Consider the following 24,866-nt stretch of genomic DNA (forward strand, 5'->3'; position numbering starts at 1 on the left):
GTGTCAGACCGCGACTTCCGCCTTGATGTGCGGATGCGGATCGTAGCCGACGAGCTCGAAGTCTTCGTAGCGGAAGGAGAAGATGTCCTTCACATCGGGGTTGATCCGCATCACCGGCAGCGCGCGAGGTGCGCGGCTGAGCTGGAGCCGCGCCTGCTCCAGGTGGTTGGAATAGAGATGGGTGTCGCCGAGCGAGTGCACGAAGTCGCCGGGCTTGAGGCCGGTAACTTGCGCGACCATCATGGTGAGCAGCGCGTAGGATGCGATGTTGAAGGGCACGCCGAGGAAGACGTCCGCCGAACGCTGATAGAGCTGGCACGACAGCTTGCCGTTCGCGACATAGAACTGGAATAGCAGGTGGCAAGGCGGCAGCGCCATCTTGTCGACGTCCGCCGGATTCCAGGCGGTCACGATCAGCCGACGCGAATCCGGGGTGCGCTTGATCATGTCGATGACCTTGGCGATCTGGTCAATGCTGCCTCCGTCGGGTGTCGGCCAGGAGCGCCACTGATGGCCGTAGACCGGACCGAGATCGCCATTGGCGTCCGCCCACTCGTCCCAGATCGTGACGCCGTTGTCGCGCAGATATTTGATGTTGGTGTCGCCCTTCAGGAACCAGAGCAGCTCATGCACGATCGCCTTCAGCGGCAGCCGCTTGGTTGTCAGCATCGGGAAGCCGGCCGACAAATTGAAGCGCATCTGATGGCCGAACACCGAGAGCGTGCCGGTGCCGGTCCGGTCGGTCTTCTCGACGCCGTCTGAAAGAATCCGCTCGAGCAGGTCCTGATACTGGTGCATGTTGCGACTGAGCCTTTGGGGAGGCGGCGAACTTAGCGGCCGCCCCCGCGCTGCAACAGCGGCGATTCGCTGTCCCCGTCGATTATACCCGGAAAAGTGAGTGTGCCCGGCACAAACGACAAGGGGGCGAAACTCAGCGTTCCGCCCCTCGCCTAGCGCCTTGATCGCCTTCGCTTAATTTGCCGGCTTGAGCACCGGGCTCCACTTCGCGATCTCGTTCTTGACCAGGGTCGCCAGCGCCTCCGGGGTTCGGTCCTTCGGCGCGGGGATGACGCTGCCGAGTTCGAGCAGGCGCTTCTTCACAGTCTCGTCGTCGAGCGCCTTGACGGCGGCGGCGTTCACGCTTGCCACGATCGCAGGCGAGGTTCCCTTGGGCGCGAACATCGCGTTCCAGGCCTGAGCCTGGAATGCCGGCAGGCCGGCTTCCGCCGTGGTGGGCACGTTCGGCAGCGACGGGTTGCGCTCGGCCGTGGCGATCGCATAGGCCTTGATGGTGCCGGCATTGATCTGCGGGACGGCGTTGACGATCTGGTCGCACATGTAGTCGACCTGACCCGCCACCAGCGCATTCATCGCAGGTCCCGTCCCGTTGAAGGGCACGCCGACCGGCTTGATGTCGAGGATCGAGTGCAGAAGCTCGCACGAGACGTGCGAAACCGAGCCGACGCCGGCATGCGCGGCGTTCACCTTCTCGGCATTCGCCTTCACATAGGTGACGAACTCCTTGAGGTCCTTCGGCGGAAAGTCCTTGCGCGCCAGGATCAGGATCGGCGTGCCCGCCAGCAGGGCGATCGGCTCGAAGTCTTTCTCGGGCTGATAGGCCAGCTTCGGATAGAGCGGCACAGAGGCGGCATGCGTGCCCATATGCCCGGTGATCAGCGTATAGCCATCATTGGCCGCACGCGCTGCACGCGTCGTGGCAGTGGTGCCGCCGGCACCCACGACGTTCTCGATGATGATGCTCTGCCCCAGCGTCTGCGCCATGTGCCCGGTGACGATCCGTGAGATCACGTCAGTCGGCCCGCCGGCCGCGAAAGGCACGATCATGGTAATGCTGCGCGTCGGATAGGTCTGCGCCTCAGCCGTTGCGATAAAGGCGCCCAGCGATGCTATCGCTGCTGCACATGCGCCTGCGAGCGCGCGAATGAACGTCATGGCGATCCCCCTTTGGACACAATAAAATGCCGGCCCAAAGGCCGGCATTTCCATTTCACAAAGCCGTAACACAAGTCGATTCGACTTCCGAATGCGGCGTGCCGACGCAGGGCGCGGCGCGGGCGCAGGGCGCGAGCGACCTCAGTTCTCGGACTCGGTGAACACCTCGTCGCGCTTGGCGCGCAACACGGGGAGCACTGTCAGGACAAGCAGGCTCGCCGCGACCGCAAGCAGCACCGCCGACAACGGACGCGTCAGGAACACGCTCCAGTCGCCACGCGAGATCAGCAGCGCCCGGCGCAGGTTCTCCTCCATCAGCGGTCCGAGCACCATGCCGAGCAGCAACGGCGCCGGCTCGAAATCGTGCTTGATCAGCCAATAGCCGACGAGACCGAACACGCCGGCGAGGATGACGTCGACCGGCGCGTTGTTCACCGAATAGATGCCGATCGCGCAGAAGATCACGATCGAGGGGAACATCAGCCGGTACGGCACGCGCAAGAGCCGCACCCAGATTCCGACCAGCGGCAGGTTGATGATGATCAGCATCAGATTGCCGATCCACATCGAGGCGATCATGCCCCAGACGAGATCCGGCTGCTTCTGCATCACCTGCGGACCGGGCACGATACCATGGATGGTCATGGCGCCCACCATCAGCGCCATCACCGCGTTCGGCGGGATGCCGAGCGTGAGCAGCGGAATGAACGAGGTCTGTGCCGCGGCGTTGTTGGCACTCTCCGGTCCCGCCACGCCCTCGATCGCGCCGCGGCCGAACCGGGACGGGGTCTTTGAGAGCTTCTTCTCGAGCGTATAGGCCGCGAAGGACGCGATCACCGCGCCGCCGCCGGGCAGGATACCGAGGATCGAGCCGAGCACGGTGCCGCGCAGGATCGGCGGCGTCGCATCGGCCAGGTCCTTCCTGGTGGGCATCAGGCCGGTGATCTTCTGCTGCACGAGGTCGCGGTTCATCTCGGCGCCGTGGTCGAGATTGCGGATGATCTCGGCGAAGCCGAACACACCCATCGCCACCGTCGCAAAGCCGAGTCCGTCGGCGAGCTCCGGAATGTTGAAGGCCATGCGCGAGGCGCCGGTCTCGATGTCCGAGCCGACCATCGACAGCAAGAGGCCGAACACGATCATCGCAATCGCCTTCAGCACCGAGCCCTTGGCCAGCACGACCGCGAAGATCAGACCGAGCACCATCAGCGAGAAATATTCGGCCGGGCCGAACGCCAGCGCGAGTTTCGTCAGCGGTGCGCCAAGCAGTGCGATCAAGACGGTCGCGACGCAGCCGGCGAAGAACGAGCCGATCGCGGCGATCGCCAACGCCGGGCCGGCACGGCCTTGCTTGGCCATCTGGTGACCGTCGATGGCGGTCACGACCGATGTCGCCTCACCGGGTATGTTGACCAGGATCGACGTGGTCGAGCCGCCATATTGCGCGCCGTAATAGATGCCGGCGAGCATGATCAGCGCGCCCACCGGCGGCAGTCCGAAGGTGATCGGCAGCAGCATGGCAACGGTCGCGATGGTTCCGATGCCAGGTAGAACGCCGACCAGCGTGCCGACGAGGGCGCCGATCAGGCACATCAGGAGGTTGATCGGGGAGAACGCGACGGCGAAGCCGTGAGCGAGGTTGGCAAAGATATCCATCACGCCCTCACTGGATCAGGAAACGCGGAAACATAGGCATCGGCAGCCCGAGCACGTAGGGGAACAGGATTGCGCAGCCGAGCGTCAGGCAGGCGCCGACGATGGCCGCTTCCAGCCAGCGCGTCTCGTGCGAACCTGTCGCCGCGATCATGAAGCTGGCAAAAGCCGTGACCACGAGGCCGAGCGGCCGGATCGCCAGCGCGAAGAACAGGATCGCCGCCATCACGAACAGCGGCCCGCGCCAGGAATAATGGGCAAGCGCCGGTCCCTCCGTGATCAGGCCGGTCAACGCGACGCCGGCAGACAGGGCAACCAGCAGCCCGCCGAACATACGTGGCGCAGTGCCTGCACCGAAGGAGAAGCCACGCATGCCCTGCAAATCACTCGACGCCCACAGCGCGAACAGGGCAAGGGCCATCAGCACGACGCCGCCGACATAGTCTTGCGCCGAACGGATGGTCATGAACACCGTGAGGATCGCCACCGCAAACAGCGGATAGGAATAGATCAGCGCCAGCAGCACCTCGGACGACATCTTCTTGGCGCCGCCGCCGAACGATCCGAAGATGGCACTGGGCGCGCCGGCCAGCAGCGCTGTCGCGTGGCTGGTGACGACCGCCGCCGGACCGCGGCCGGTCCCCCAGCCGAAGATCGTCCCGATCGACCAGATCAATTCGAAAATCTGCGGCGCAATCGCCAGCAGACAAAAGCCGAGCGCCAACCGGGTGTTTCGGGTGGCTGTCGCTGAGTGGCCCATCGTGTCGGCCATGCCTGTCTCCTCCGCGACCCGTAAGTCACGAGCACTGTTGTTCTAAATCGGCTGGAACTGGTTACCCGCCCGGATCACTGCCTAGCGATTTTCATCAGACAATGCCAGCAAAACCCAACACGCCACCGGCAAGGCGATGCCAGAGTGGATTGATGCGCGAGATGGACGCGACCACCGCAACCATCGCGCTCAGGAGCAGTGCAGCAATTGTGCGATGGCAGGATGAGGGCGCTCGCTGCCTGTCGGTCATCCAGTCATGCACCCACTGTGCGCCCCAGTGCATCAGGTGCCGTCGCCGCGGTCCCGCCCTCGGCGAGCAGCGACATCGGACAGAAGGCGAAGATCAAGGACCAGATCGGGCTTCGGCCGGTCATGCTGCTACTTTCCGCCGCAGGAAATAAGTGACGCCGACACTGACGGGGATCGCGACCAGCAGCCGCCATCAAGAGTCAGACCGCCGCGCGGGTGAGCTGCCCAAGGCGGCCTGAAACCTATCCAAAGGGAACCGCAGGATAGCTCCTCCAACCCTCTGTTTTTCGGGAGCTTTGCCCCCTATATTGGGAGTGCCGGTTCGCCGGCTATGGAAATAAACGGTCGTCGTAATAAACCATTCGGACCCGGGGGCGGTACCCGGCGCCTCCACCAAAGCCCACCATCGGGCGAGCCTGAAGCTGGGCTTTGGCGGGGGCGAAATAGGATCGACGAGGGCGTAAAGGGCGTGCTTTTTCCCGGTATTGTTCCGCCGTTATCGGGCTACTGCAATAGTTGCCAACGACAACTTTGCTCCGGTTGCTCAGGCTGCGTAACGCAGTTTGAAAGACCACTCTAAAGTCCTAGTGGGTTAAGCTCCGCTAGGCGGGGTTCGGAGGCACCTGGCAACAGAAGCCTCCACTTTACTCTTTGATTTCTTCCCCGGCGGGGACTCCTGCTCACCCGTCAGGCGCGGTACTATTGCGGCTTGGCGAGTCGGATCGGCAGGGTCCTTCTTCGGGGATGCAACAGGACCACCATGGCGACCGATCATATCCGATACGATGTGCTGGCCCGCGACGCGCTGCGCGGCGTGCTGCGGAAGGTGCTGACCGATGCCGCGGCCCATGGCCTGCCGGGCGAGCACCATTTCTTCATCACCTTCGTGTCCAAGGCCGAGGGCGTGAAGCTGTCGCCGCGGCTGCTCGCGCAATATCCGGAGGAGATGACGATCATCCTCCAGCACCAGTTCTGGGACCTGACCGTGCTCGAGGACCGCTTCGAGGTCGGCCTGTCCTTTGGCGGCATTCCGGAGCGGCTGGTGGTGCCGTTCAGTGCGATCAAGAGCTTCCTTGATCCGTCCGTGAAGTTCGGCCTCCAATTCGACACCTCCGACGTCGCCGAGGTCGCGCCGGACAATCTGCCGGCAGCGCCTGCGCCATCGGCCGTATCGGTCCCGGCACCTGCCGCGGAGAAGGCGGAAGCTGCCGACGAGCCAACCCCGCCGAGCCAGGGCGGCGCCGAGGTCGTGCGGCTCGATCGTTTCCGCAAGAAATGATCTAGGTTGGCCGCGACGCCATCGCGCCCGCCCCAACTGCCTATATAGAGAAGCACATGAAGAGGCCGTGCGGCGTTTCGCGCGGCAGAATGGATGTGCTCATGGCCAAAGCTTCCCGCTCGAACACCGCCCGCCCGGCGACCCGCACCGAGACCGATAGTTTCGGTCCCATCGAGGTGCCCGCCGATCGCTATTGGGGGGCGCAGACCGAGCGGTCGCGCCAGAATTTCCGCATCGGCACCGACCGCATGCCGATCTCGCTCGTGCATGCCCTCGGCATGGTCAAGCTCGCCGCCGCGCAGTCCAATCTCGAACTCGGACTGCTCGATCAGCGCCGCGCCAATGCCATCGTCCGCGCCGCGCGCGAGGTGATCGAGGGCAAGCTGGACGATCATTTCCCGCTTGTCGTGTGGCAGACCGGCTCGGGCACGCAGAGCAACATGAACCTCAACGAGGTGATCGCCAACCGCGCCAACGAGCTGCTCGGCGGCGAGCTCGGCGCCAAGAAGCCGGTGCATCCCAACGATCACGTCAACATGAGCCAGTCGTCGAACGATTCCTTCCCGACCGCGATGCACATCGCGGCGGCAAGCCGCATCAATGCCGATCTCGTCCCTGCCCTCGCCGAGTTGCTGCGCGCGCTGCGCGAGAAGGAGAGGGAGTTTTCGAAGATCGTGAAGATCGGCCGCACCCATACCCAGGATGCGACGCCGTTGACGCTGGGTCAGGAATTCTCCGGCTATGCCGCGCAGGTCGAAAGCGGCATCGCCCGGCTCAAGGTCGCGGTGAAGGACCTCTATCCGCTGGCGCAGGGCGGCACCGCCGTCGGCACCGGCCTCAACTCGAAGCCGCGCTTTGCAAAACTGTTCGCAAAGCACGTCGCCGGAATCACCAAGCTGCCCTTCACCAGCGCCGCCAACAAATTCGAGGCGCTGGCCTCGAACGATGCCTATGTGCTGGTGCACGGCGCCATCAATTCCGTCGCGACCGGCCTGTTCAAGATCGCCAACGACATCCGCCTGCTCGGCTCCGGCCCGCGCTCGGGCCTCGGCGAATTGATCCTGCCGGAGAACGAGCCCGGCTCCTCGATCATGCCGGGCAAGGTCAACCCAACCCAGTGCGAGGCGATGACCATGGTGTGCTGCCAGGTGTTCGGCAATCACACCGCGATCACGGTCGCCGGCAGCCAGGGCCATTTCGAGCTCAACGTCTACAAGCCGGTGCTGGCCTACAACATGCTGCACTCGATCCGCCTGATGGCGGATGCCGCGCGCTCCTTCACCGAGCATTGCGTCAGCGGCATCCGCGCCGACGAGAAGCGCATCAAGGAATTGATGGAGCGCTCGCTGATGCTGGTGACGGCGCTGGCGCCGAAGATCGGCTACGACAACGCCGCGAAGGTGGCCAAGACCGCGCATGCCAACGGCACCACGCTGAAGGAGGAGGCGCTGCGGCTCGGCTTGGTCTCGGCCGACGAGTTCGACCGCCTGGTGCGCCCCGAGAAGATGACCAGCCCGGGATAATTCCGAATTCCGATAGCCATCCGTAATGATACGGACGCTCGGCGCCCAAAAATATGCGGCTTTGGGGGCGGGATTTGATTACCGTCAATGTTGCGGCGGGGCGGCGTGTTACGCAGCCCTACTGCCCTCGACGGGGCGAATTCATCCTTTGATGGCCCCAAGGGCCGATTGACGAGGACGAGCTAATGGCGATCAAGTCTTCTGGGGCGCAATGCGGCGCCCTGTTTCTGAATGTTTCATCCTACCTGGAGAGGATCGGATGATGGAGACGCGGCATGGGGAACGTCATCAACCTGAATCGTTTCAGGAAGCGCGTCGAGCGGGAAGCCTCGGCGAAGCAGGCGGACGCCAACCGGGCGAAATTCGGGCGCACGAAGGCGGAACGGTCGTCCGAAGCGAAACGGGCGGACCAGGCCAAGGAGCACCTGGACCAGCACCGGATCGATCGCGAGGAGCAGCCATGAAGTCGCCGGTCGTGAAACGGTCGATCGTCGTCGCCGGCCACAAGACCAGCGTCAGCCTGGAAGAGGCGTTCTGGAACGGCATGAAAGAGATCTCCGGCCTGCGCAACATGACGTTGTCCGAGCTGGTCGGCGAGATCGACAACAACCGCCAGCAGGGCAATCTGTCGTCGGCGATCCGTCTGTTCGTCCTGGACTACTTCAAGAGCCGCGCCATGGCCGCCCAGCCGGACAAGGTCCCGGCCCAGTAGCCGTCGGGGGGCGCCCGCGACGGCGCCCCGGCCGCCGCACTTTAAAATCGCTCTAAGGTGCAGCTTCAGCGGGCGACCGCGCTTGACCTCAATGCCCGGCGTTGAAAATACAGGGCATGACCGACACCACTGATACGCGTTCGCACATGCCGCTGGGTCTGGCCCAGCGCGGCTATACCGGCGTCATCCAGCACCTCGCCGCCAAGCAGGCGGACTCGGCGCTTTCGGACGTCGAGCTCGAGAGCCGCCTGATCGAGCTCGGCTTCGTCGAGGGCGCCCGGGTCGAGATCCTGCATGAGGGGCTGGTCGGGCGCGACCCGATCGCGGTACGCGTCGACAGCATCACGATCGCAGTCCGCCGTCGCGAAGCCATGGCCATCATCGTCGCCTGACGCGCGACCGGAATTTTGCCCCCAGGCCCTTGATCCCATGGAAGCACCCCTGCTGCATCTCGCCCTGGTCGGCACGCCCAACAGCGGCAAGACCTCGCTGTTCAACGCGCTGACCGGCAGCCGGCAGAAGGTCGCGAACTATCCCGGCGTCACGGTCGAGCGCAAGGAAGGCTTCTTCGTCACCCCGCTCGGCCGCCAGGTCTCCGTGGTCGACCTGCCCGGCACCTATTCGCTGCGCGGCCGCAGCCCGGACGAGGAGATCACCCGCGACTTCGTGCTCGGCAAGGCCTCCGGCGAGACCCTGCCCGATCTCGTGCTGTGCGTGGCCGATTCCACCAATCTGCGCCTGACCATCCGCCTGCTGCTGGAGCTGAAGCGCACCGGGCGGCCGATGATCCTCGTGCTCAACATGTTCGACATCGCAAGCCGCCGCGGCATCAATGTCGACGTCGAGCGGCTCGTTAAGGAGCTCGGCGTGCCCGTGGTCACCTCGATCGCGGTGCGCAAGGGCGGCACGGCCGACCTGCTCAAGCTGACCGACGAGATTTCGGCCAAGCTTGCCGCCGAGCCGCAGGACAACATCTGGCGCGCGCTCAGCGTCAGCGAATTGCGCGCGACCCAGCGCGAGGCCGACCGCATCATCGCCGACTGCGTCAGCCTGCCTGCTCGCCCCGACACCTGGACCGCACGGATCGACGCCGTCGTGCTGCATCCGGTCGGCGGGCTGATCGTGCTCGCGCTGATCCTGTTCGTGATGTTCCAGGCGGTGTTCGCCTGGGCGCAGCCGGCGATGGAGCTGCTGAAGTCCGGCTTCGACTCGCTCGGGGAGCTGGTGCAGGCCACGCTGCCCGACGGCTTGCTGCAAAGCTTCCTGCAGAACGGCGTGATCTCCGGCGTCGGCAGCGTCATCGTGTTCCTGCCGCAGATCATCCTCATCTTCCTGTTCATCCTGCTCCTGGAAGATTTCGGCTACATGGCGCGCGCGGCGTTCCTGATGGACCGCATCATGGGCGGCGCCGGGCTGCACGGCCGCGCCTTCATTCCGCTCCTGTCGAGCTTTGCCTGCGCCATTCCCGGCATCATGGCGACGCGCGTCATCGACAACAAGCGCGACCGGCTGACCACGATCCTGATCGCGCCGCTGATGACCTGCTCGGCGCGCATTCCGGTCTACACGCTGATCATCTCCGCCTTCATTCCGGCCAAGGACATCTGGGGCTTCATCAACCTGCAGGGCCTCGTGATGTTCGGCCTCTATGCCGCCGGCATCATCAGCGCGCTCGTCGTCTCGTTCCTGATCAAGTTCTTCATGCTGCGCGACTTTGCGCCGGCGCCCTTCATGTTGGAGCTGCCGGACTACAAGATGCCGCGGCTGAAATCGATCGTGATCGGCATCTACACCCGCGCCAAGATGTTCTTGCAGCGCGCCGGCACCACGATCTTCTCGATGATGGTGCTGATCTGGTTCCTGGCCTCGTTCCCGCAGCCGCCCGCGGGCGCGACCGGGCCGGCCATCGACTTCAGCCTCGCTGCGATGATCGGCAAGGCGCTCGCGCCCCTGCTCGCCCCCGTCGGCTTCAACTGGCAGATCGCGGTGGCGCTGATCCCGGGCATGGCGGCGCGCGAGGTCGCGGTCGCGGCGCTCGGCACCGTCTATGCGATCGAGGGCGGCAAGGAAGCGGCCGAGCAGATCGGCCAGGTGCTGGCGACGAAATGGTCGCTCGCGACCGCGCTGTCGATGCTGGCCTGGTACATCTTCGCCCCGCAATGCGCCTCCACGCTCGCCGTGATCCGGCGCGAGACCGGAAGCTGGGCCTGGATGGGGGTCACCTTCGCCTACATGCTGGTGCTGGCCTACGCGGCGAGCCTCGTGACGTACAACGTCGCGGTCGCGCTGGGCGCGGGCTAGCCGCTTCCAAAACAAAAGTACGAAAACAACCCCATGCACAGTAGACGGGGGTCGTGAAATCAATGGGTTACGCGCAAGGCAACAAACCACCCGCCCTCGTCCGTTGACCCGTCGGGCAAAACAGGGGCATGATGTCATGATCAGCCCGTAGCGATAGCAGCATGAGCGACACGCCACCCAATCGGCGATCTGTCTCCGTGGACCATTTCAGCACCGACCGCCTGACCGCCGAGCGGTTGCGCGAGGATCACCTCGCCGACCTCGTCGCGCTGCATCACGATGCCGAGGTCTCCCGTTATCTCGGCGGGGTCCGGACGCCCGAGGTCACGAAGGCCTATCTCGCCACCAACATGGCCCATTGGGACCAGCACGGCTTCGGGCTCTGGACGGTGCGAGCGAAAGACGGGGCCTTCGCCGGACGGGCGGGCATTCGGCACATTCTCGTGGACGATGTCGACGAGATCGAGATCGCCTACGCATTCAAGCGCGAATTCTGGGGCCAGGGATTTGCCAGCGAGATCGCGACCGCGCTGACGGACATCGGACTATTACAGCTTGCGCTGCCCTCCCTCATCGGCATCGTCTATATCGGCAACGCTGCATCCCGCCGTGTGTTGGAGAAATCGAACTATCTGCTCGAGCGAAGCACGAACCGTCACGGCAACGACGTCGTGATCTACCGCATCCGACGGTGAATTCCAGAACGAGACCGGGTGCAGGTGGATCGCTTGTGTTCATTTTTGAGCCGACACGATCCGGTGGTCGGCCCAGTCTCCCGCTGTCGAAGCGGCGAATACGCCAATTCACTTGATGCATCTGAGCGGCAACGAAGCGGCCGCCCTATCGTCCGGGGGAGTTTCGGCGCGGGAACTCAATCCTTGCCTGAGAGTTCCTAAGACGGACCTTTTTAGCCAGACCCGGCTCCTTGCGCACGCCCGGAGCGCATGGAGAGCTTTCGGAACACACGTAAGGGGGGTTCATGACAGTTCAATCCGCGGCTCCAGGCAGCGACCCGAAGGATTTGCCGAGAATTTCGACCGGCAGCGACGGTCTGGACGACATCCTCGGCGGCGGGCTCGATGCCAACCGGATGTACCTTTATGAAGGCCGGCCGGGCACCGGCAAGACCACGATTGCGCTCCAATTCCTTCTCCGCGGCGTGCGCGACGGCGAACGTGTTCTCTACATTTCTCTCTCCGAGACCAAACGCGAGCTCACTGTGGTGGCGCAGCGGCACGGCTGGTCACTGGACGGCGTCGACATCTTCGAGCTGGTGCCGCCGGAAACGACGCTCGATCCCGAGCGCGAGCTGACGGTTTTTCATCCCGCCGAGATGGAGCTGAGCGAGACCACGGGTCTGATCTTCAAGGAGGTCGAACGGATCAATCCCACCCGCGTGGTGCTCGACAGCCTGTCGGAATTGCGGCTGCTGGCGCAGAACCCGCTCCGCTACAGGCGCCAGGTTCTCGCGCTGAAGCATTTCTTCACCAATCGCAACTGTACCGTCGTGCTGCTCGACGATCTTTCATCGTCCCAGGACGATCTGCAGCTGCATTCGATCGCGCACGGCGTGGTGATGCTCGAGCAGCTGGCCATCGACTACGGTGCCGAGCGGCGGCGGCTTCGCGTGATCAAGATGCGCGGCATCCGCTTTCGCGGCGGCTACCACGATTTCACGATCGAAACAGGGGGCTTGCGGATATTCCCACGTCTGGTCGCGGCCGAACACCACAAGGCGTTTCTCGGGGAGTTCACGCGCAGCGGCAACGCCGAATTGGACCAGTTGCTGGGAGGCGGCCTCGAGCGCGGCACCAACGCGCTTCTGATCGGAGCCGCCGGCGTCGGCAAGTCGTCCGTTGCGCTGACCTTTGCGATTGCGGCGGCGACACGCGGCGAGCACGCGGTGTTCTTCGCCTTCGATGAAGGCCGCGGCACGGTGGAGGCACGCGCCCGAACCCTCGGCCTCGCTCTCGAGGAGCATCTCGATGCGGGCCTTATCCGCTTCCAGCAGATCGATCCAGCCGAGCTCTCACCCGGTGAATTCGCGGCCAACGTGCGCAGGAGCGTCGAACGCGACAACGCCCGCGTCATCGTCATCGACAGCTTGAACGGCTATCTCAACGCAATGCCCGACGAGCGGTTTCTCATTCTGCAAATGCACGAACTGCTGAGCTACCTGGCGCAGCAAGGAGTTCTCACCATCCTGATCCTGGCTCAGCATGGGCTGGTCGGGCCAACGGACACCAACCTCGACATCAGCTATCTGAGCGATGCCGTCCTCATGTTGCGCTATTTCGAGCTCGGCGGAACGGTGCGGCGCGCCTTATCCGTCGTGAAGAAGCGCAGCGGCAACCACGAGCATACGATCCGCGAATTTCGGCTCACCGGCGCCGGCATCAAGCTCGGTCCGCCGCTGAGGGATTTCAGCGGCATTTTTTCCGGCACCCCGCATTATACCGGCCCGGCGATGGCGGAAGGCACTGCTGAATGACCGTCGGGCGAGATCACCACGTTCTCGTCTTCGCGCCGATCGGCCGCGACGGCCCAGCCGCCGCGGAGCTCTTCCGCAGCTCCGGCCTTGAAGCCGTCAACTGCCGCGATCTGGAAGAGCTCGTCACCGAGATGAGTGCCGGGGTGGGTGCCGTTTTCGTTGCCGAGGAAGGTCTGTTCGGGAAGGACACGGCGTCGCTGGCGAAGTGGATCGCAGGCCAACGGCCATGGTCCGACCTCCCTTTTGTCGTTCTCACCAGCCACCGGGAGCAGCCTGCGGTCGTCGCCTGGCGGCGCAGCATTGTCGAGCTTCTCCGCAACGTTTCGCTGCTCGAACGCCCGGTTCAGCCGATCACTCTGACCAGCACCATCCAATCCGCACTGCGGGCACGCGGACGTCAATACGAGATCCGGGCGCTGCTCGAGGCGCGCGAGCAGACCGCGCAGGAGCTCGAAAAGCTGGTGATCGAGCGGACCAAAGCGCTGGAGGAGGCCAACAAGCAGCTTCGCCTCGAAATTGAAGAGCGCGCGCGCGTGGAGGAAACGCTTCGCCAAGCTCAGAAGATCGAAGCCATCGGCCAGCTCACCGGCGGCGTGGCGCACGACTTCAACAATCTCTTGATGGTGATTTCCGGCGGCCTCGACATGCTCGAACGCCAGACTGATCCGGCCCGCCGTCGCCGCCTGATGGACGGGATGATCCAGGCGGCACAGCGCGGGGCAAGCCTGACCAAGCAACTTCTGGCATTCTCACGGCGGCAGAAGCTCCGGCCGGAGCCCGTCGACGTCGCCGCGCAGATCGGCGGCATGCGAGAACTGCTCGATCGCAGCCTGAGGGGTGACGTCCATGTCGAATTCGACTTTCCGGAGCAGCTATGGCCGGTGGAGGTCGATCCCGGCGAGCTCGAACTCGTCATTCTCAACCTGGCCGTCAACGCCCGCGACGCCATGCCCAATGGCGGCACAATCATCGTGCACGGCGAAAATCTACCCGACCTGAACGATGGGGAGATTTCCGGCGACTACGTTCGCTTGTCGGTCGTCGACACCGGTGTCGGCATGCCCGCGGAAATCATGTCGCGGGTGTTCGAGCCGTTCTTCACGACCAAGGACATCGGCAAGGGGTCGGGACTTGGACTCGCACAGGTCCATGGATTTGCAACGCAGTCGCGGGGCACGGTGCGAATTCGATCGGAGGTCGGCCGCGGCACGAGCATCGAGCTGTATTTGCCGCGATCCTTCGAGACTCCTTCCGGCGAGCGACACCTCATCGACCTCACCCGGGTGCGCCCGAAGAAGAGCAATCAGGGGCAGATCCTGCTGGTGGAGGACGATAACGAGGTTGCCGCGCTGGTCAGCGAGATGCTCGGCCAGCTCGGTTACGACGTCACCCGCGCCTCCAGCGCCGCGGCAGCGCTTGGTGCCCTGGCGGACGGCCGTCCCATCGATCTGATCTTCTCCGACATCATGATGCCGGGCGGCATGAACGGGGTCGAGCTTGCGCGCGAGATCAGGAAGAGACGAAGCGACATACCGGTATTGCTGACCAGCGGATACGCCGAAGCCTCGGTCCATGAAGCGGAGACCGCGGGCATTGCAATATTAGCCAAACCCTATCACATCGACGAGCTCGCGGCAGCCTTGTCCGCGGCGAAGTCAAGTCTTCGGCGCGATGCAGGCGCCAAACGCTCGAACTCCTGCTGAGAGTGATCCTGGATTTCGCTGCGCTCTTTCCAGGCCACTCGGTGATCTCAGGAGCCTTACCGGAAATACCCAAGCACCAGATCGACGTCCGCGCTGCGGGCCACGGTGCCGTTCAGCTCGGCGTCGATGACGCGGCGGCAGGCGTCGACCGCGGCGTGGTCGCCGAGATCGTTGGCGGCTTCGAGCACGAGCCAGGCGGCGTCCACCGAGGCCTTGTCCGGAGCCGCGCCGCCGAGATCGGCGCTGGCGGCATTGGCCGGATTCTTCTTGCGAACGGCGGTGCCGAATTGAGGCAACATTGCAGATACTCCCCTGTCCTCAGTGGACCTGTCAGTGAACCTGAAGCTCGGGCTGACGGCCCGCATCGGCACCCGCGCCGGTCTTGCGCGACTGATAGAACTTCAGAATGCTGCGCGAGGTCTCGATCTTGAGCCGGCCGTACTCGCGCTCGTTGTCCTGGAGCTCGCGCGCCGTGATCAGATGATCCTTGGCGCCGAGGAACAGCAGCGACATCGTCGTGTCCCAGGAGAAGTCGAGGGCCTTGCACAGCACCAGGATCATCTCGCGGTTGCGGTCCATCAAGGCGCGCTCGATCACGTCGACCGGCAGCGCCGACAGCAGCGACAGGCCGATCTGCACCTCGTCGAAGCGGTGCTGGCGGGCATAGTTCGAGATCGAATCCTGGTTGAGATTGCCCTGACGATACTGCGTCGTGACCACGCGCTTGGCGACGAAATAGCTGCGCGAGGACGGGCCGAACTTGGACTGGAGATCGCCGGTGACCTCGGTCACCGAGCTCTGGATCTGCGACATCATCTCGGGCCGCTCGACCTCGAGGCGGCGGCGGACGTCTTCGGAGGCCTTCGCGATCAGCTGCTGGAAGATGTGGCGGGGGACGTCCTTGCGCAGGCCGAGCTGCTCGGCAAGGATCGAATCGCCCTCGGCGCGGCGGACCATGTGCAGCAGGCCCGAGCCGGAGAAACGCGCGCCCTCGTTCTTGGCGACCGAGGTCACGACCTCCTGGTTGCCGCGCTTGACCAGCACGTCGGTCACGGCTTCGCCGATCGACTGGCGCTGGGAGATCGCCAGCAGATGCGCCTGGCCCTTGGTCATGGCGCTCTCGACCAGCATCTTCTCGTCGATGCGATTGGAATCGCGCAGCACGGGACCGGCGACCGCGATCTCGTCGTCGAGGGCGAGCTTTTCGATGACGTTGAGCGGGGCGTGATCGCAGGCCGACATCACTTCGGAGAGCTGCGCGCGCGCAGCCACCTCGATCTCGTCGGCGAGCCGGCCGATCACCTCGCCGAACATGCTGATCTCGTCGTCGCTGTAGCGGCCGGTGATCAGGATGTCGGTCGCATGCCACAATGCGCGCGCCCGGCTTTCGTCGGTGCCGCGCGCGATCGCGTCGTCCAGATCCTGCAGAAGCGATTTCGCCCCGTTCATCTCGATAACCCCAGTTCTTGGCAGCCCTTTGGCGAGCCGTCCCGCCGCTCGCGGCGCGACGCCGAATTCCTCGGAACCAACGCTAGAGATGAAACGCGAGAATTCAGTAAAACCAGCAAATCAGTTTTGCCGACGAGAATTCGTTCAAATGCGAGGGAATGGGTTAAGAGGCGGGGAAGATGCTGTGCAGGAGGTGCGCTCCCTCTCCCGCTTGCGGGAGAGGGTTGGGGAGAGGGTGTTGGGACTTTCCCCTAGAGGAGAAAGCCCTCACCCGCGCCTTCGGCGCGACGTCTCCCGCAAGCGGGAGAGGTGAGCGAGCCCGCGGCCCAATTCGCGCAAACCAATCTGCTCAAGGATTTTGCGGGGTTAGCACCAGCGGCGGCTTCGGCCTGGGCTTGGCGGGCGGCGGGCCCGGGGCCGGCTTTACGTCGATCGGCGGTGGGAGCGGTGCGAGTTGCTGGCTGGCAAGCGGCGGGCTCGGCGCGGCGGGCGCCGCCTGCGGAGCCTTCGGGGTCGGCGCCACCTTGGGCTTTGCCGGCGCGCGGCGCGGATCCTGGCCCGGCAACGGCACATTGGCCGGCGCCTGCTCGGGCGCTATCTCCGGAGACACCAGTGTCGGCAGCGCAGCGGTGGCCGGCGGCGGCTCGCCGCGCTCGATGGCGTCGAGCCGCCGCGTCTCACGATCGATCGTGCGCACAGCAAGCCACGACGACAGCGGCGCGAGGTCGATGGTGCGGCTCAGCCTGTCGGGCGGGCCTGCCGCGAACAGCTGGATCTCCGGCGGGGCGCCGGAGAGCCCGGTCATGATCGGCGTCAGGCTGGCGCGAATGTCGGCCTGGTCAGCGGGAATGTCGTAGCCGCCGGAGACGATGGCGCGGGCATTCTTCGCTTCCAGCGGCGTTGCGCCGACCCGGAGGCGGCCGTCGCGGATCGTGAACGGAATCTGCGCCGAGGGCACCGCAATGCGCCCCGCCGACAGCGCGGGCTCGACGAGCTGCCGCAACCGGTTGTCGTCGTTGACCTGACCGCCGTCGCTGGCGCGGATGGCGATCTCGAACGCACGCGGATTGAGGCCGGCGATCTCGGCGGATTCGAGCGTCACCGTGCCGTTGCCGGCGAGCGCACCGGTGAGGGCCACGACGCTGCGGCCCTGGCTGGTCAGCGCCATCTGCACCGAGGCGCGCCCCTTGGGCAGCGCGAGGTCGCGATAGCGCAGCGCCGACGCATCGACATTGCTGAGCTCGATGCGCGCGTTCAGCGCAAGACCAGCCGCGCCATTGCGCGCGTCGAGGCTTGCTGACATTTCGCCGCCGCCGACGCCGCCCTTGAGCGCATCGAGTGCGAACGACTGGCCGTCGCTCCGGATCACGCCGCCGAAGGGGCGCAGCTCGATGCCGCCGGGCAACGTTCCGCGCAAGGCCTGGAAGGCGATGCGGCCGCGCCAGCCGCTGACCAGTCCGGCGCTGAGCGGGTCGCCGGACTCATGACCGGCCGCGCCGACCGCGACGGCGAGCGCCGGAACCAGATCGAGCGCGTCGAGCCCGACCTCGCCGTCGACGGTCTTGTCCTGATCGAGCGTCACCGCAACATGGCCGCGCAGATGCGAGCCCGCGGCATTGCCGTCGAGATCGCCGAAGGTCAGGCGATTGCCGGAGAGCGTGAGGCGGGAGGACAGGCTGACATTCTGCGCCGACTTGTCGGCCGGGCTGGTCCCGAGCAGCGGCGCCAGATTGGCGTTGCGCACGCGCAGGTTCACGCTCGCCTTGGGATCGAACAATTTGGGCTCGAACGATTTGGGCTCGGACGGTTTGGGCTCCGACAATTCGATGCTGCCTTGCGCGTCCGCATCGAGCCCGCCGCCGCTGAGCTTTGCGTTCAATTGCAAGGGACGGCGCCAGGCCCCGCTCAAGCGGCCTTCGAATTGCGTGGCGCCCTCGCCCGGGGCCACAATGCGGTCGAGCCCGAACAGTGCCAATAGGGTGCCGGCCTGCGGCGCCGCTACTTTCGCCTCCAGCGTGAAGTCGCTGTTGCGCAGGCGTTCGAGGTCGATGCCGCCGATGGCAGCCGCCGGCGTCTGCGCGGCCAGGGTCGCCGTGGTCTTGAGCTGCGGTGCGTCGAGGTCGAGCACGACGCGGGCATTGCTGCGATCGGCCTGCTCGGCGTTCTTGTCGAGGCTGAGATCGAGCTTGAGACGGGTCGCGCCGGGCAAAGACGGAAGCGCATCGAGGCGCGCGCGCATCGCGGGCGCGAACGGCTCGATCAGCCCGGTGAGCTCGCGCAGCGAATTGGCCGAGGATTTCAGCGCGAGCTTGCCGGTGGCCTTGGCGCGGTCGAAGCTGCCGCTGGCCTCCGTGGTCACGCCGCCGGCCTGGCCGAAACGCAGCTGCTCCAGCGACAGCGACGCCGGGCTGTAGGCGAGCCTGGCTGCGAACGGCCGCAGCTCCTGGCCGGCCGAGATGGCGCGGCCGATATCGAGCGCGAGCTTTGCCTCCTCCGGCCATTCGCCTTGCGGCCCCGCCAGCGCGCGCACGAAGCTCGCGGCGGCATCGAGGTCGAGCCGATCGGCCCTGAGGTCCGCATCGATCCGCGAGCCCTTGCTTGGGCCTGTTTGCACGAAGGCGATGCGGCCTTCGACGGCGCCGCCGTCGATGTCGGCCTTCAGCCTGTCGATGGCGAGATGATTGGCGGCGATGGTGACGTCGCCGGAAAGGCGCAGCGGCCGCGTGCTGCGGCGGTTGATCTCGCTGCGGCCCTGCAGCCAGCCTACCAGCGTGTCGGGATCCGAGGACTCGACGCTGAGCCGGCCGCTGAAACTGTCGGCGCCGGGAGCCGCGCCATTGAGCGAGAGCTGCGTCATGCCGGGCGCGCGCAGCTCGAGCCGCCGAAAGGTCCAGGACCGGCCGTCGGTCGCAAGCTCGGCCGCGATGTTCTGGAGCGGACGGCCACCGAGCATGATCTGATCGGCATTGAACTCGATCTGCGCCGGGATCGGCACCTGCGGGATCGCCGCCAGCCCTGCGCGCAGTGCCGGCAGGACGCGCTGCGGATCGGCATCGTCCCTGGCGGTCAGCCTGTCGGCATCGACCTGCCGCGCCGACAGCACCGCGCGCAGCAAGGGCGAGGCGCCAAACCTGATATCGCCGACGCCGCCGAGCTTCAGCGCGGTGTCCTCCGCGCCGAAGCTCGCATCGATCTGCTCGAATTTCGCGCCGGCCGGATCGGCCTTGAGCCTGGTCGCGAGCTTCCAGGGTGTCGGCCCCGCCTCGCCCGCCTTCTTAACCGCGGGCACGGCGAGCGTCAGCGCGCCCTCGAATTTCGGCTGGCGATTGTCGAAGGCGAGCACGCCTTCGAGATCGGCGAGGATGGCGCGCTCGCCGGGATCGATGTTGAGGTGGAGACGGGTCGCGCTGCCGTCGGCGCTGGGGCCGGAGGAGACGCGGAACGGGTAGCGCACGCCGCGCTCGCTGAAGCTGCCGTCGCCCCGCACCGACCCTGCGAGCGAGCGCACGTCGCCGGAGAAGGCGATGTCGTTCAATTCCAGCGTCGAGCGGCTGGCGGCGTCGTGAAGAGCGATGCGGCCGGTGAGGTTCAGCCGCTCGATGGCGAGGGACGCCAGGTTGAAGGTGCCGCTCGCGGTCGACGGCAGATCGACCCGCCCGCGTGCGTCCAGGCCGAGATCGACTGCCATGCCGCCGACCGTGAGCTCGGTGGCGCGCCATTCGCCGCGCATCAGGGAGCCGAGGCTGAACTCGACGTCGAGCTTGTCGGCGCGCAGGCGGCCGAGATCGTTGTTGCCGCCGAAGGTGACGGCGCGCAGCCGCAGCGTCGGCGCCGGCAGCAGCCGTGCGTCGAGCTCGCCCGCCACCCGCACCGGTACGCCGATGATCTTGCCGGCCTCCGCCTCGAACTGGGGCCTGAACTGGTTCCAGTCGATGTAGTAAGGCCCGATCAGCGCGGCCAGCAGCGCAATGATGAAGGCAATCGCCAATCCGAGCAGCGTCGTCTGCACGGGTCTCCCCTCGGCCAAACCGGCCCGGGCCGAAGCTGAGGGCCTCAGGCGCGCCGGAACAGCCCCTTATATAGGGGGAAGTATGGCGAAGTCACAGCGACTGTTGCGCGCGGAGGTTAACGCGCGTGCCCCCTCACCAGCTCGCCGGCAGCCGCTTCAGCCCGCGCAGCACGAAGGTCGGCCGCCATTCCGGGGTCTCGACATCGTCGATGCGCAAATCGGGCAGCCGCCGGAGCAGCGTGGCAATGGCGATCTCGGCCTCGATGCGCGCCAATTGGGCCCCCAGGCAGAAATGGATGCCGCCGCCGAACGACAGCGGCTTGACGTTTGCCCGGGTGACGTCCAGCCGGTCCGGCCGATCCGGGTAGATCGCGGGATCGCGGTTGGCCGAGCCGAGCAGGCAGAGCACGGTCTCACCCTTGGGGATCTTCACGCCGCCGAGGTCCTCGACCTCCTCCAGCGTGACGCGCCCGGTCATCTGCACCGAGGAATCATAGCGCAGGAACTCCTCGATCGCGTTCGTCATCAGCTCCGGCCGCGCTTTCAGGAGCGCAAGCTGATCCGGGTTGCGGTGGAGCGCGAGCAGGCCGTTGCCGATCAGGTTGACCGTGGTCTCGTGGCCGGCCACGAACAGCAACATGATATTCGCAGTCAATTCCTCGTTTGTGAGCTTGTTGCCGTCCTCCTCGGCCAGCACGAGCTGGGTCGTGAGGTCGTCTCCCGGATTGCGGCGACGCAGTTCGAACAACTGCTGGAAATACATCTGCGCCATCAGGTTGCGTGCGTTGCCCTGCTTGATCTCGTCCGGCGTCATGGGGACAGGATCCAAGATGCGCACGCCATCGCTCGACCCCTTGTGGAACGCCTCGCGGTGCTCTTCCGGGATTCCAAGCATATCGCAGATGATCGTGACCGGCAGACGGAACGCGAAATCCCCGATCAGGTCCATCTGACCGCGCTCGATCACGGCATCGATGGCATGATCAACGATCTCCTGGATTCGCGGCCGCATGTCCTCCACGCGTCGCGCGGTGAAGGCCTTGACCACGAGCCCGCGCAAACGGGTGTGATCCGGCGGGTCGGCCTGCAGCATCGTGTGGCCCAAATTCCGAAAGACCGGCTCGTCCATGATCCTGTCGCTGTAGCGGCGCCTGGAGCGCTCGGCGAAATCCTTGCCGAAGCGCTTGTCACGCAGCACGAGACTGACCTCGGCGTGACGGCTGGCGACGTACTGGCCGAACGGCGTCACGTGGATCGGATCGACCGCGCGCAGCCGTTCATAATGCGGATAGGGATCGCGGATGAAATCCGGCGAGAGCGGGTTGAACAGCGGTCCGCCAGCGGGTTGCACTTGCTCGTTCATGGTGACCTCGGATCGGTTGCCGCATGACACGCATACGCAAGGCTGCCCCATCGCCCGGCGTAACCATCCCTGTAAATTATCAACTCGATACATTGTTGTATCGAGTTGCATTCTGCCCTAAGCTGCGCCGATGTCAAGGGTGAGAACCAGGCCAACCAGAGACGACACGCGCGACAGGCTGTTCGAGGCGGCGGCGCGCGCGTTCGAGGAGGACGGCATCGGCGGCGCCAGCATCGAGGCGATCGCGGCGGCGGCGGGCTTCACCCGCGGCGCGTTCTATTCGAACTTTGCGAGCAAGGACGAATTGATCATCGCCATGCTCGAGGACCATGTCGCGCAGTCGATCCGGCGCAACATGGACATCCTGGCGCAGCACGACAATCTCGACGATTTCATCGCGGCGCTGAAGACGATGGACCGCAGCCGGCAGGATCCGCTCGGCCGCTCGCCCCTGCTCCACATGGAGATGATCCTGTTCGTCGCGCGCGCCGAGAAACGCCGGCCGGAACTTGCCAAACGCCTGCGCGGGCGGCGCAAGCTGGTCGCCGACATCATCGAAGCGACGCTGAAGAGCAACGGACGCAACCACAATCTGGAACCGCCCTGGATGGCCGCGATCGTGCTCGCGCTGGAGGACGGATTTCGCCTGCACCGCCTGATCGATCCCGAGACGACACCGGCCGACAGTTTCCTGCGCGCGCTCACGGATCTCAGGAGCAGGACGGGATTGGCCTCGGTCTAGCGGATGCCTGCAGCGGGCGGCGCAGCCGCGCCGCTGTCTCTGGCATCGAGAGCGGCTGCCGCTCGTTCACGGCGCCACGTTCCCGGGCTGATGCCGACGAGCGAAGAGAACACGCGGGTGAAGTGGCTCTGATTGGCGAAGCCGGCCGATACCGCGATCTCCGCCAGCGACAGGTCGCGTACCGTCATCAACTGCTTGGCCGTGTCCACGCGCTGGCGCAGCAGCCATTGGTGCGGCGGCAGGCCGGTGGAGACGCGAAAGGCGCGCGAAAAATGGCTGACGGAGAGATCGAACTCGGCGGCAATCTTCTCCAGCGAGAGCTTGCCGTGGAGATCTGACTCCAGCCTTTCGCAAGCCCGCTTCACCTGCCACGGAGCAAGGCCGCCGCGCACCGGCTCGGCGCGCCGCAACCCGCCATAGGTCGTAACGACATGTGCGGTGAGCGCGAGCATCATGTGGTCGACGAAGAGCTGGTTGGCCTCGTCAGGCCGCCGCAACGCCGCCAGGAGCGACGCGCCGAGATGGCGGATGGTCGGATCGTCGTGGCCGATGCCGGGCTGATAGGCGAGCTCACCGATCGGCCCCGCGCCGCTCTGCCTCGCCATGTCGTCCAACACCGAACGGGGCAGATGGAAGAACAGGGAATGGAAGGGCTTGTCGATCACGTAACGCGGGTCGCGCTTCAGGTCGTACAGATAAGTGGCGCCGGCGCGGATATCGTTCTTGATCACGCATCGGCCGCGCTCCCAGCACTCGCAATCGACGAAATCGCGGAGCTTGACGCTGACGAGATAGGCGTCTTCCGCAGGCAACGATTCGGAAAGCCGCGTCACGGGATGGTCGTCCCGGGTTTCGGTGACCGCGAGCTCGGCGCTGCGCAGCGAACGCGTGACCAGCGTCGGCGGCGCATCCTTCAAATGCAGGAATCGTTCGAGCTTCTGCGCGAGGGCGCCGTGTGCCATGGGATCAATCTCGGATGTGAGGAGACTGGGAGCTGAGCGCCGCCGCCAGATCACGCCCAATTATCCGACATCGGCAAGCGACGGTCCAGACCTGCGCGTGAGCATCGCGCGCCCGGTTCACCTGAACGTGAGCTGCTTGTAGGTCTTACGCCGACCGCTGCATTGCCGCCGGCTCCGCCGCCAGGTCCAGCCGCCCCAGCATCGCCCTCGCCTGCTCGGCGCAATGCTCGATCAGCCAGCGCTCGAAGGCGACCGGCGGCAGCGGGGAGCGTAGAGGAAGCCCTGAACGCTCGGCGAAAACGCTGCAGGTATCTTGAAGCGTACTGGACCTATTCGGATCCCGTTTTGAGCTTGTGCAGCCGGCCGGCGACCGCCCGCACCTTCCCAGGCGCCGCCCGCCAGATCGCGAGAGCCGACATTCCGCTCACGACCATCGCGACGGCGAAAGCCAGCGTGTAGTCGCCGGCGCGATCGTAGAGCAAGCCGGTCACCCACGGTCCGGCCGCACCGCCCGCCAGCGCCGCGAGCATGATCGTGCCGAAGATGCTGCCCTGATGCCTGCCCTGGAAGATCTCGAACACGACCGCGCCCATGATCGAGGTGAGGCCGTAGCCCAGCGCGCCTTGCGTGAACACCATCAGATAAACCAGCCAGAGCGAAGCTTGATATCTCAGCGCGATCAGCGCGGCGAAGCAGACGACGAAACCAGCACAGCTGATCGCCCACACCCACTCCCGGCCGATGCGGTCGGAGACGTGCCCTAGCACGATCTGGCCTGGAATGCCGAGCAGGCTGACCATGCCGAGTGCCCACACCGCAACGCTGGAGCTGAAGCCGACGTCGAGCAGGAATTTGGTCTGGTGCACCTGCACTGCGTACCAGATGTACAGGCCGCAGAAATAGCCGAGCGCGATCCACCAGAACCGCGCGGTCGCGACGGCGCGCTGCAGCGTCCAGTCGGTGTTGGCCCAGACGGGATCGACCACGTTGGAGGCCGGCCTTGCCGCGCCCGCGGCCGGGGCGGCATCGCCGTCAGGCTGGAGGCCGATGTCCTCGGGGCGCTTGTGCAGCAGCAGATTGACCGGCGCCAGCGCGATCAGGACGAGCAGGCCCATCGCGGTGCAGGCGGTGCGCCAGCCGGTCTGCTCGATCATGTGCTGCACCCATGGCAGCAGCGTCACCGAGCCGATGCCGACGCCGGCGAAGGCGATACCGATGGCGAAGCCGCGCTTGCGGATGAACCAGTTCGGCAGGAACAGCGATTGGCCGGAATAGCCGAGACAGACGCTGCCGGCGCCGACCATGACGCCGATGGTGACGTAGAGATGCCAGGGCGCGCTGGTCAGCGGCGCCAGCAGCAGGCCGCCGCCCATCAGCACGACCCCGAGCTCCATCACCGCGCGCGGGCCGGCGCGATCCATCAGGCGGCCGATCAGCGGGCTGACCACGCCCGACACCACGAAGCCGAACGAGAAGGCGCCCGCGGTGACGCCGCGCTCCCAGCCGAACTCGGCGATGATGGGCGGAAAGAACAGCGAAAAGGCGGTGCGCGCGTTGACGCCGATCGCCATGGTGACGAAGGTCACGGCGACCACGACCCAGCCGTAGAAGAACGGAAGCCGCATGTTGTGTGCTTGTTTCATCCCTGGACGGTTCTTCGGACCATCCGGGGATGCCTGGGTCAAGCGCTTTTCGCGCATGCCTC

General features: G+C 65.5%; 20 protein-coding genes and 1 other RNA gene. 11 read left to right on the forward strand and 10 right to left on the reverse strand.

The features are described from left to right. Nucleotides 1-3: 3 nt before the first annotated feature. From ACNJYD_RS31270 to ACNJYD_RS31285, 4 genes are all read right to left on the reverse strand, one after another. Entirely contained in the window at nt 4-798 is a 795-nt protein-coding gene (locus tag ACNJYD_RS31270) for a thymidylate synthase (protein WP_172787444.1), read from the reverse strand. A gap of 174 nt (nt 799-972) precedes the next feature. Continuing rightward, a complete protein-coding gene (locus tag ACNJYD_RS31275; RefSeq protein WP_172787445.1) occupies nt 973-1,953 on the reverse strand; it encodes a tripartite tricarboxylate transporter substrate binding protein BugD in 981 nt (326 codons plus the stop codon). Nucleotides 1,954-2,094: 141 nt separating this feature from the next. Continuing rightward, entirely contained in the window at nt 2,095-3,609 is a 1,515-nt protein-coding gene (locus tag ACNJYD_RS31280) for a tripartite tricarboxylate transporter permease (protein ID WP_172787446.1), read from the reverse strand. 7 nt (nt 3,610-3,616) lie between these two features. Beyond that, a complete protein-coding gene (locus tag ACNJYD_RS31285) occupies nt 3,617-4,378 on the reverse strand; it encodes a tripartite tricarboxylate transporter TctB family protein (RefSeq protein ID WP_172787447.1) in 762 nt (253 codons plus the stop codon). Nucleotides 4,379-4,904: 526 nt separating this feature from the next. Here ACNJYD_RS31285 and ssrA point away from each other — a divergent pair. The 10 genes from ssrA to ACNJYD_RS31335 all read left to right on the forward strand — a co-directional run bounded on the left by ssrA (nt 4,905) and on the right by ACNJYD_RS31335 (nt 14,636). After that, nucleotides 4,905-5,271: a transfer-messenger RNA gene (gene ssrA, locus ACNJYD_RS31290) on the forward strand. A gap of 116 nt (nt 5,272-5,387) precedes the next feature. After that, complete coding sequence (locus ACNJYD_RS31295) at nt 5,388-5,906, forward strand: SspB family protein (RefSeq protein ID WP_172787448.1); 519 nt, start codon at nt 5,388-5,390, stop codon at nt 5,904-5,906. An 89-nt stretch (nt 5,907-5,995) separates the two neighbouring features. Beyond that, entirely contained in the window at nt 5,996-7,429 is a 1,434-nt protein-coding gene (gene fumC, locus ACNJYD_RS31300) for a class II fumarate hydratase (RefSeq protein ID WP_439364283.1), read from the forward strand. Nucleotides 7,430-7,704: 275 nt separating this feature from the next. After that, nucleotides 7,705-7,893, forward strand: a complete 189-nt coding sequence (locus tag ACNJYD_RS31305; protein ID WP_109144934.1) for a DUF4169 family protein — start codon at nt 7,705-7,707, stop codon at nt 7,891-7,893. Continuing rightward, nucleotides 7,890-8,141, forward strand: coding sequence for a ribbon-helix-helix domain-containing protein (locus ACNJYD_RS31310; RefSeq protein WP_025038043.1), 252 nt, complete (start codon nt 7,890-7,892; stop codon nt 8,139-8,141). The genes ACNJYD_RS31305 and ACNJYD_RS31310 overlap by 4 nt, the downstream gene beginning before the upstream one ends. A 116-nt stretch (nt 8,142-8,257) precedes the next feature. After that, nucleotides 8,258-8,533 carry a FeoA family protein gene (locus ACNJYD_RS31315; protein ID WP_212259137.1) on the forward strand — a complete coding sequence of 92 codons (276 nt, stop codon included), beginning with the start codon at nt 8,258-8,260 and terminating at the stop codon, nt 8,531-8,533. 37 nt (nt 8,534-8,570) lie between these two features. Further along, nucleotides 8,571-10,442 (forward strand): ferrous iron transporter B, encoded by a 1,872-nt coding sequence (feoB, locus tag ACNJYD_RS31320; protein ID WP_172787451.1) that lies wholly within the window; start codon nt 8,571-8,573, stop codon nt 10,440-10,442. Between the two features lie 197 nt (nt 10,443-10,639). Beyond that, complete coding sequence (locus ACNJYD_RS31325) at nt 10,640-11,137, forward strand: GNAT family N-acetyltransferase (RefSeq protein WP_212259135.1); 498 nt, start codon at nt 10,640-10,642, stop codon at nt 11,135-11,137. Nucleotides 11,138-11,421: 284 nt separating this feature from the next. After that, on the forward strand, nt 11,422-12,933 hold the full coding sequence (locus tag ACNJYD_RS31330; protein WP_439364286.1) for an ATPase domain-containing protein: 1,512 nt from the start codon (nt 11,422-11,424) through the stop codon (nt 12,931-12,933). Next, entirely contained in the window at nt 12,930-14,636 is a 1,707-nt protein-coding gene (locus ACNJYD_RS31335) for a response regulator (protein WP_439364287.1), read from the forward strand. The genes ACNJYD_RS31330 and ACNJYD_RS31335 overlap by 4 nt, the downstream gene beginning before the upstream one ends. A 56-nt stretch (nt 14,637-14,692) precedes the next feature. Here the strand turns inward: ACNJYD_RS31335 and ACNJYD_RS31340 are convergent, their stop codons facing one another. The 4 genes from ACNJYD_RS31340 to ACNJYD_RS31355 form a co-directional block, all read right to left on the reverse strand. Further along, a complete protein-coding gene (locus ACNJYD_RS31340; RefSeq protein WP_172787455.1) occupies nt 14,693-14,935 on the reverse strand; it encodes a hypothetical protein in 243 nt (80 codons plus the stop codon). 31 nt (nt 14,936-14,966) lie between these two features. Beyond that, on the reverse strand, nt 14,967-16,085 hold the full coding sequence (locus tag ACNJYD_RS31345) for a DUF2336 domain-containing protein (protein WP_172787456.1): 1,119 nt from the start codon (nt 16,083-16,085) through the stop codon (nt 14,967-14,969). A 349-nt stretch (nt 16,086-16,434) separates the two neighbouring features. Continuing rightward, a complete protein-coding gene (locus ACNJYD_RS31350; RefSeq protein WP_439364289.1) occupies nt 16,435-20,094 on the reverse strand; it encodes an AsmA family protein in 3,660 nt (1,219 codons plus the stop codon). A gap of 133 nt (nt 20,095-20,227) precedes the next feature. Then, nucleotides 20,228-21,457 (reverse strand): cytochrome P450, encoded by a 1,230-nt coding sequence (locus ACNJYD_RS31355; protein WP_439364291.1) that lies wholly within the window; start codon nt 21,455-21,457, stop codon nt 20,228-20,230. Nucleotides 21,458-21,587: 130 nt separating this feature from the next. Between ACNJYD_RS31355 and ACNJYD_RS31360 the strand changes: the two genes are divergently transcribed. Beyond that, nucleotides 21,588-22,199, forward strand: a complete 612-nt coding sequence (locus tag ACNJYD_RS31360; RefSeq protein ID WP_439364292.1) for a TetR/AcrR family transcriptional regulator — start codon at nt 21,588-21,590, stop codon at nt 22,197-22,199. Here the strand turns inward: ACNJYD_RS31360 and ACNJYD_RS31365 are convergent. After that, a complete protein-coding gene (locus ACNJYD_RS31365) occupies nt 22,196-23,161 on the reverse strand; it encodes a helix-turn-helix transcriptional regulator (RefSeq protein ID WP_439364293.1) in 966 nt (321 codons plus the stop codon). The two genes, ACNJYD_RS31360 and ACNJYD_RS31365, sit on opposite strands and share 4 nt — an antisense overlap. Before the next feature lie 329 nt (nt 23,162-23,490). Then, nucleotides 23,491-24,786 carry an MFS transporter gene (locus ACNJYD_RS31370; protein ID WP_212259150.1) on the reverse strand — a complete coding sequence of 432 codons (1,296 nt, stop codon included), beginning with the start codon at nt 24,784-24,786 and terminating at the stop codon, nt 23,491-23,493. Nucleotides 24,787-24,866 lie beyond the last annotated feature (80 nt).

The organism is Bradyrhizobium sp. SPXBL-02, from assembly GCF_051853065.1.
GTDB lineage: Bacteria > Pseudomonadota > Alphaproteobacteria > Rhizobiales > Xanthobacteraceae > Bradyrhizobium.

Coding starts and splice junctions, on each gene's coding strand:
- ACNJYD_RS31280 (WP_172787446.1), bottom strand. CDS start 3,609: ATGGATATCTTTGCCAACCTCGCTCACGGCTTCGCCGTCGCGTTCTCC.
- ACNJYD_RS31305 (WP_109144934.1), top strand. CDS start 7,705: ATGGGGAACGTCATCAACCTGAATCGTTTCAGGAAGCGCGTCGAGCGG.
- ACNJYD_RS31270 (WP_172787444.1), bottom strand. CDS start 798: ATGCACCAGTATCAGGACCTGCTCGAGCGGATTCTTTCAGACGGCGTC.
- ACNJYD_RS31275 (WP_172787445.1), bottom strand. CDS start 1,953: ATGACGTTCATTCGCGCGCTCGCAGGCGCATGTGCAGCAGCGATAGCA.
- ACNJYD_RS31330 (WP_439364286.1), top strand. CDS start 11,422: ATGACAGTTCAATCCGCGGCTCCAGGCAGCGACCCGAAGGATTTGCCG.
- ACNJYD_RS31365 (WP_439364293.1), bottom strand. CDS start 23,161: ATGGCACACGGCGCCCTCGCGCAGAAGCTCGAACGATTCCTGCATTTG.
- ACNJYD_RS31370 (WP_212259150.1), bottom strand. CDS start 24,786: ATGCGGCTTCCGTTCTTCTACGGCTGGGTCGTGGTCGCCGTGACCTTC.
- ACNJYD_RS31345 (WP_172787456.1), bottom strand. CDS start 16,085: ATGAACGGGGCGAAATCGCTTCTGCAGGATCTGGACGACGCGATCGCG.
- ACNJYD_RS31360 (WP_439364292.1), top strand. CDS start 21,588: ATGTCAAGGGTGAGAACCAGGCCAACCAGAGACGACACGCGCGACAGG.
- ACNJYD_RS31355 (WP_439364291.1), bottom strand. CDS start 21,457: ATGAACGAGCAAGTGCAACCCGCTGGCGGACCGCTGTTCAACCCGCTC.
- ACNJYD_RS31310 (WP_025038043.1), top strand. CDS start 7,890: ATGAAGTCGCCGGTCGTGAAACGGTCGATCGTCGTCGCCGGCCACAAG.
- feoB (WP_172787451.1), top strand. CDS start 8,571: ATGGAAGCACCCCTGCTGCATCTCGCCCTGGTCGGCACGCCCAACAGC.
- ACNJYD_RS31315 (WP_212259137.1), top strand. CDS start 8,258: ATGACCGACACCACTGATACGCGTTCGCACATGCCGCTGGGTCTGGCC.
- ACNJYD_RS31340 (WP_172787455.1), bottom strand. CDS start 14,935: ATGTTGCCTCAATTCGGCACCGCCGTTCGCAAGAAGAATCCGGCCAAT.
- ACNJYD_RS31295 (WP_172787448.1), top strand. CDS start 5,388: ATGGCGACCGATCATATCCGATACGATGTGCTGGCCCGCGACGCGCTG.
- ACNJYD_RS31285 (WP_172787447.1), bottom strand. CDS start 4,378: ATGGCCGACACGATGGGCCACTCAGCGACAGCCACCCGAAACACCCGG.
- ACNJYD_RS31335 (WP_439364287.1), top strand. CDS start 12,930: ATGACCGTCGGGCGAGATCACCACGTTCTCGTCTTCGCGCCGATCGGC.
- fumC (WP_439364283.1), top strand. CDS start 5,996: ATGGATGTGCTCATGGCCAAAGCTTCCCGCTCGAACACCGCCCGCCCG.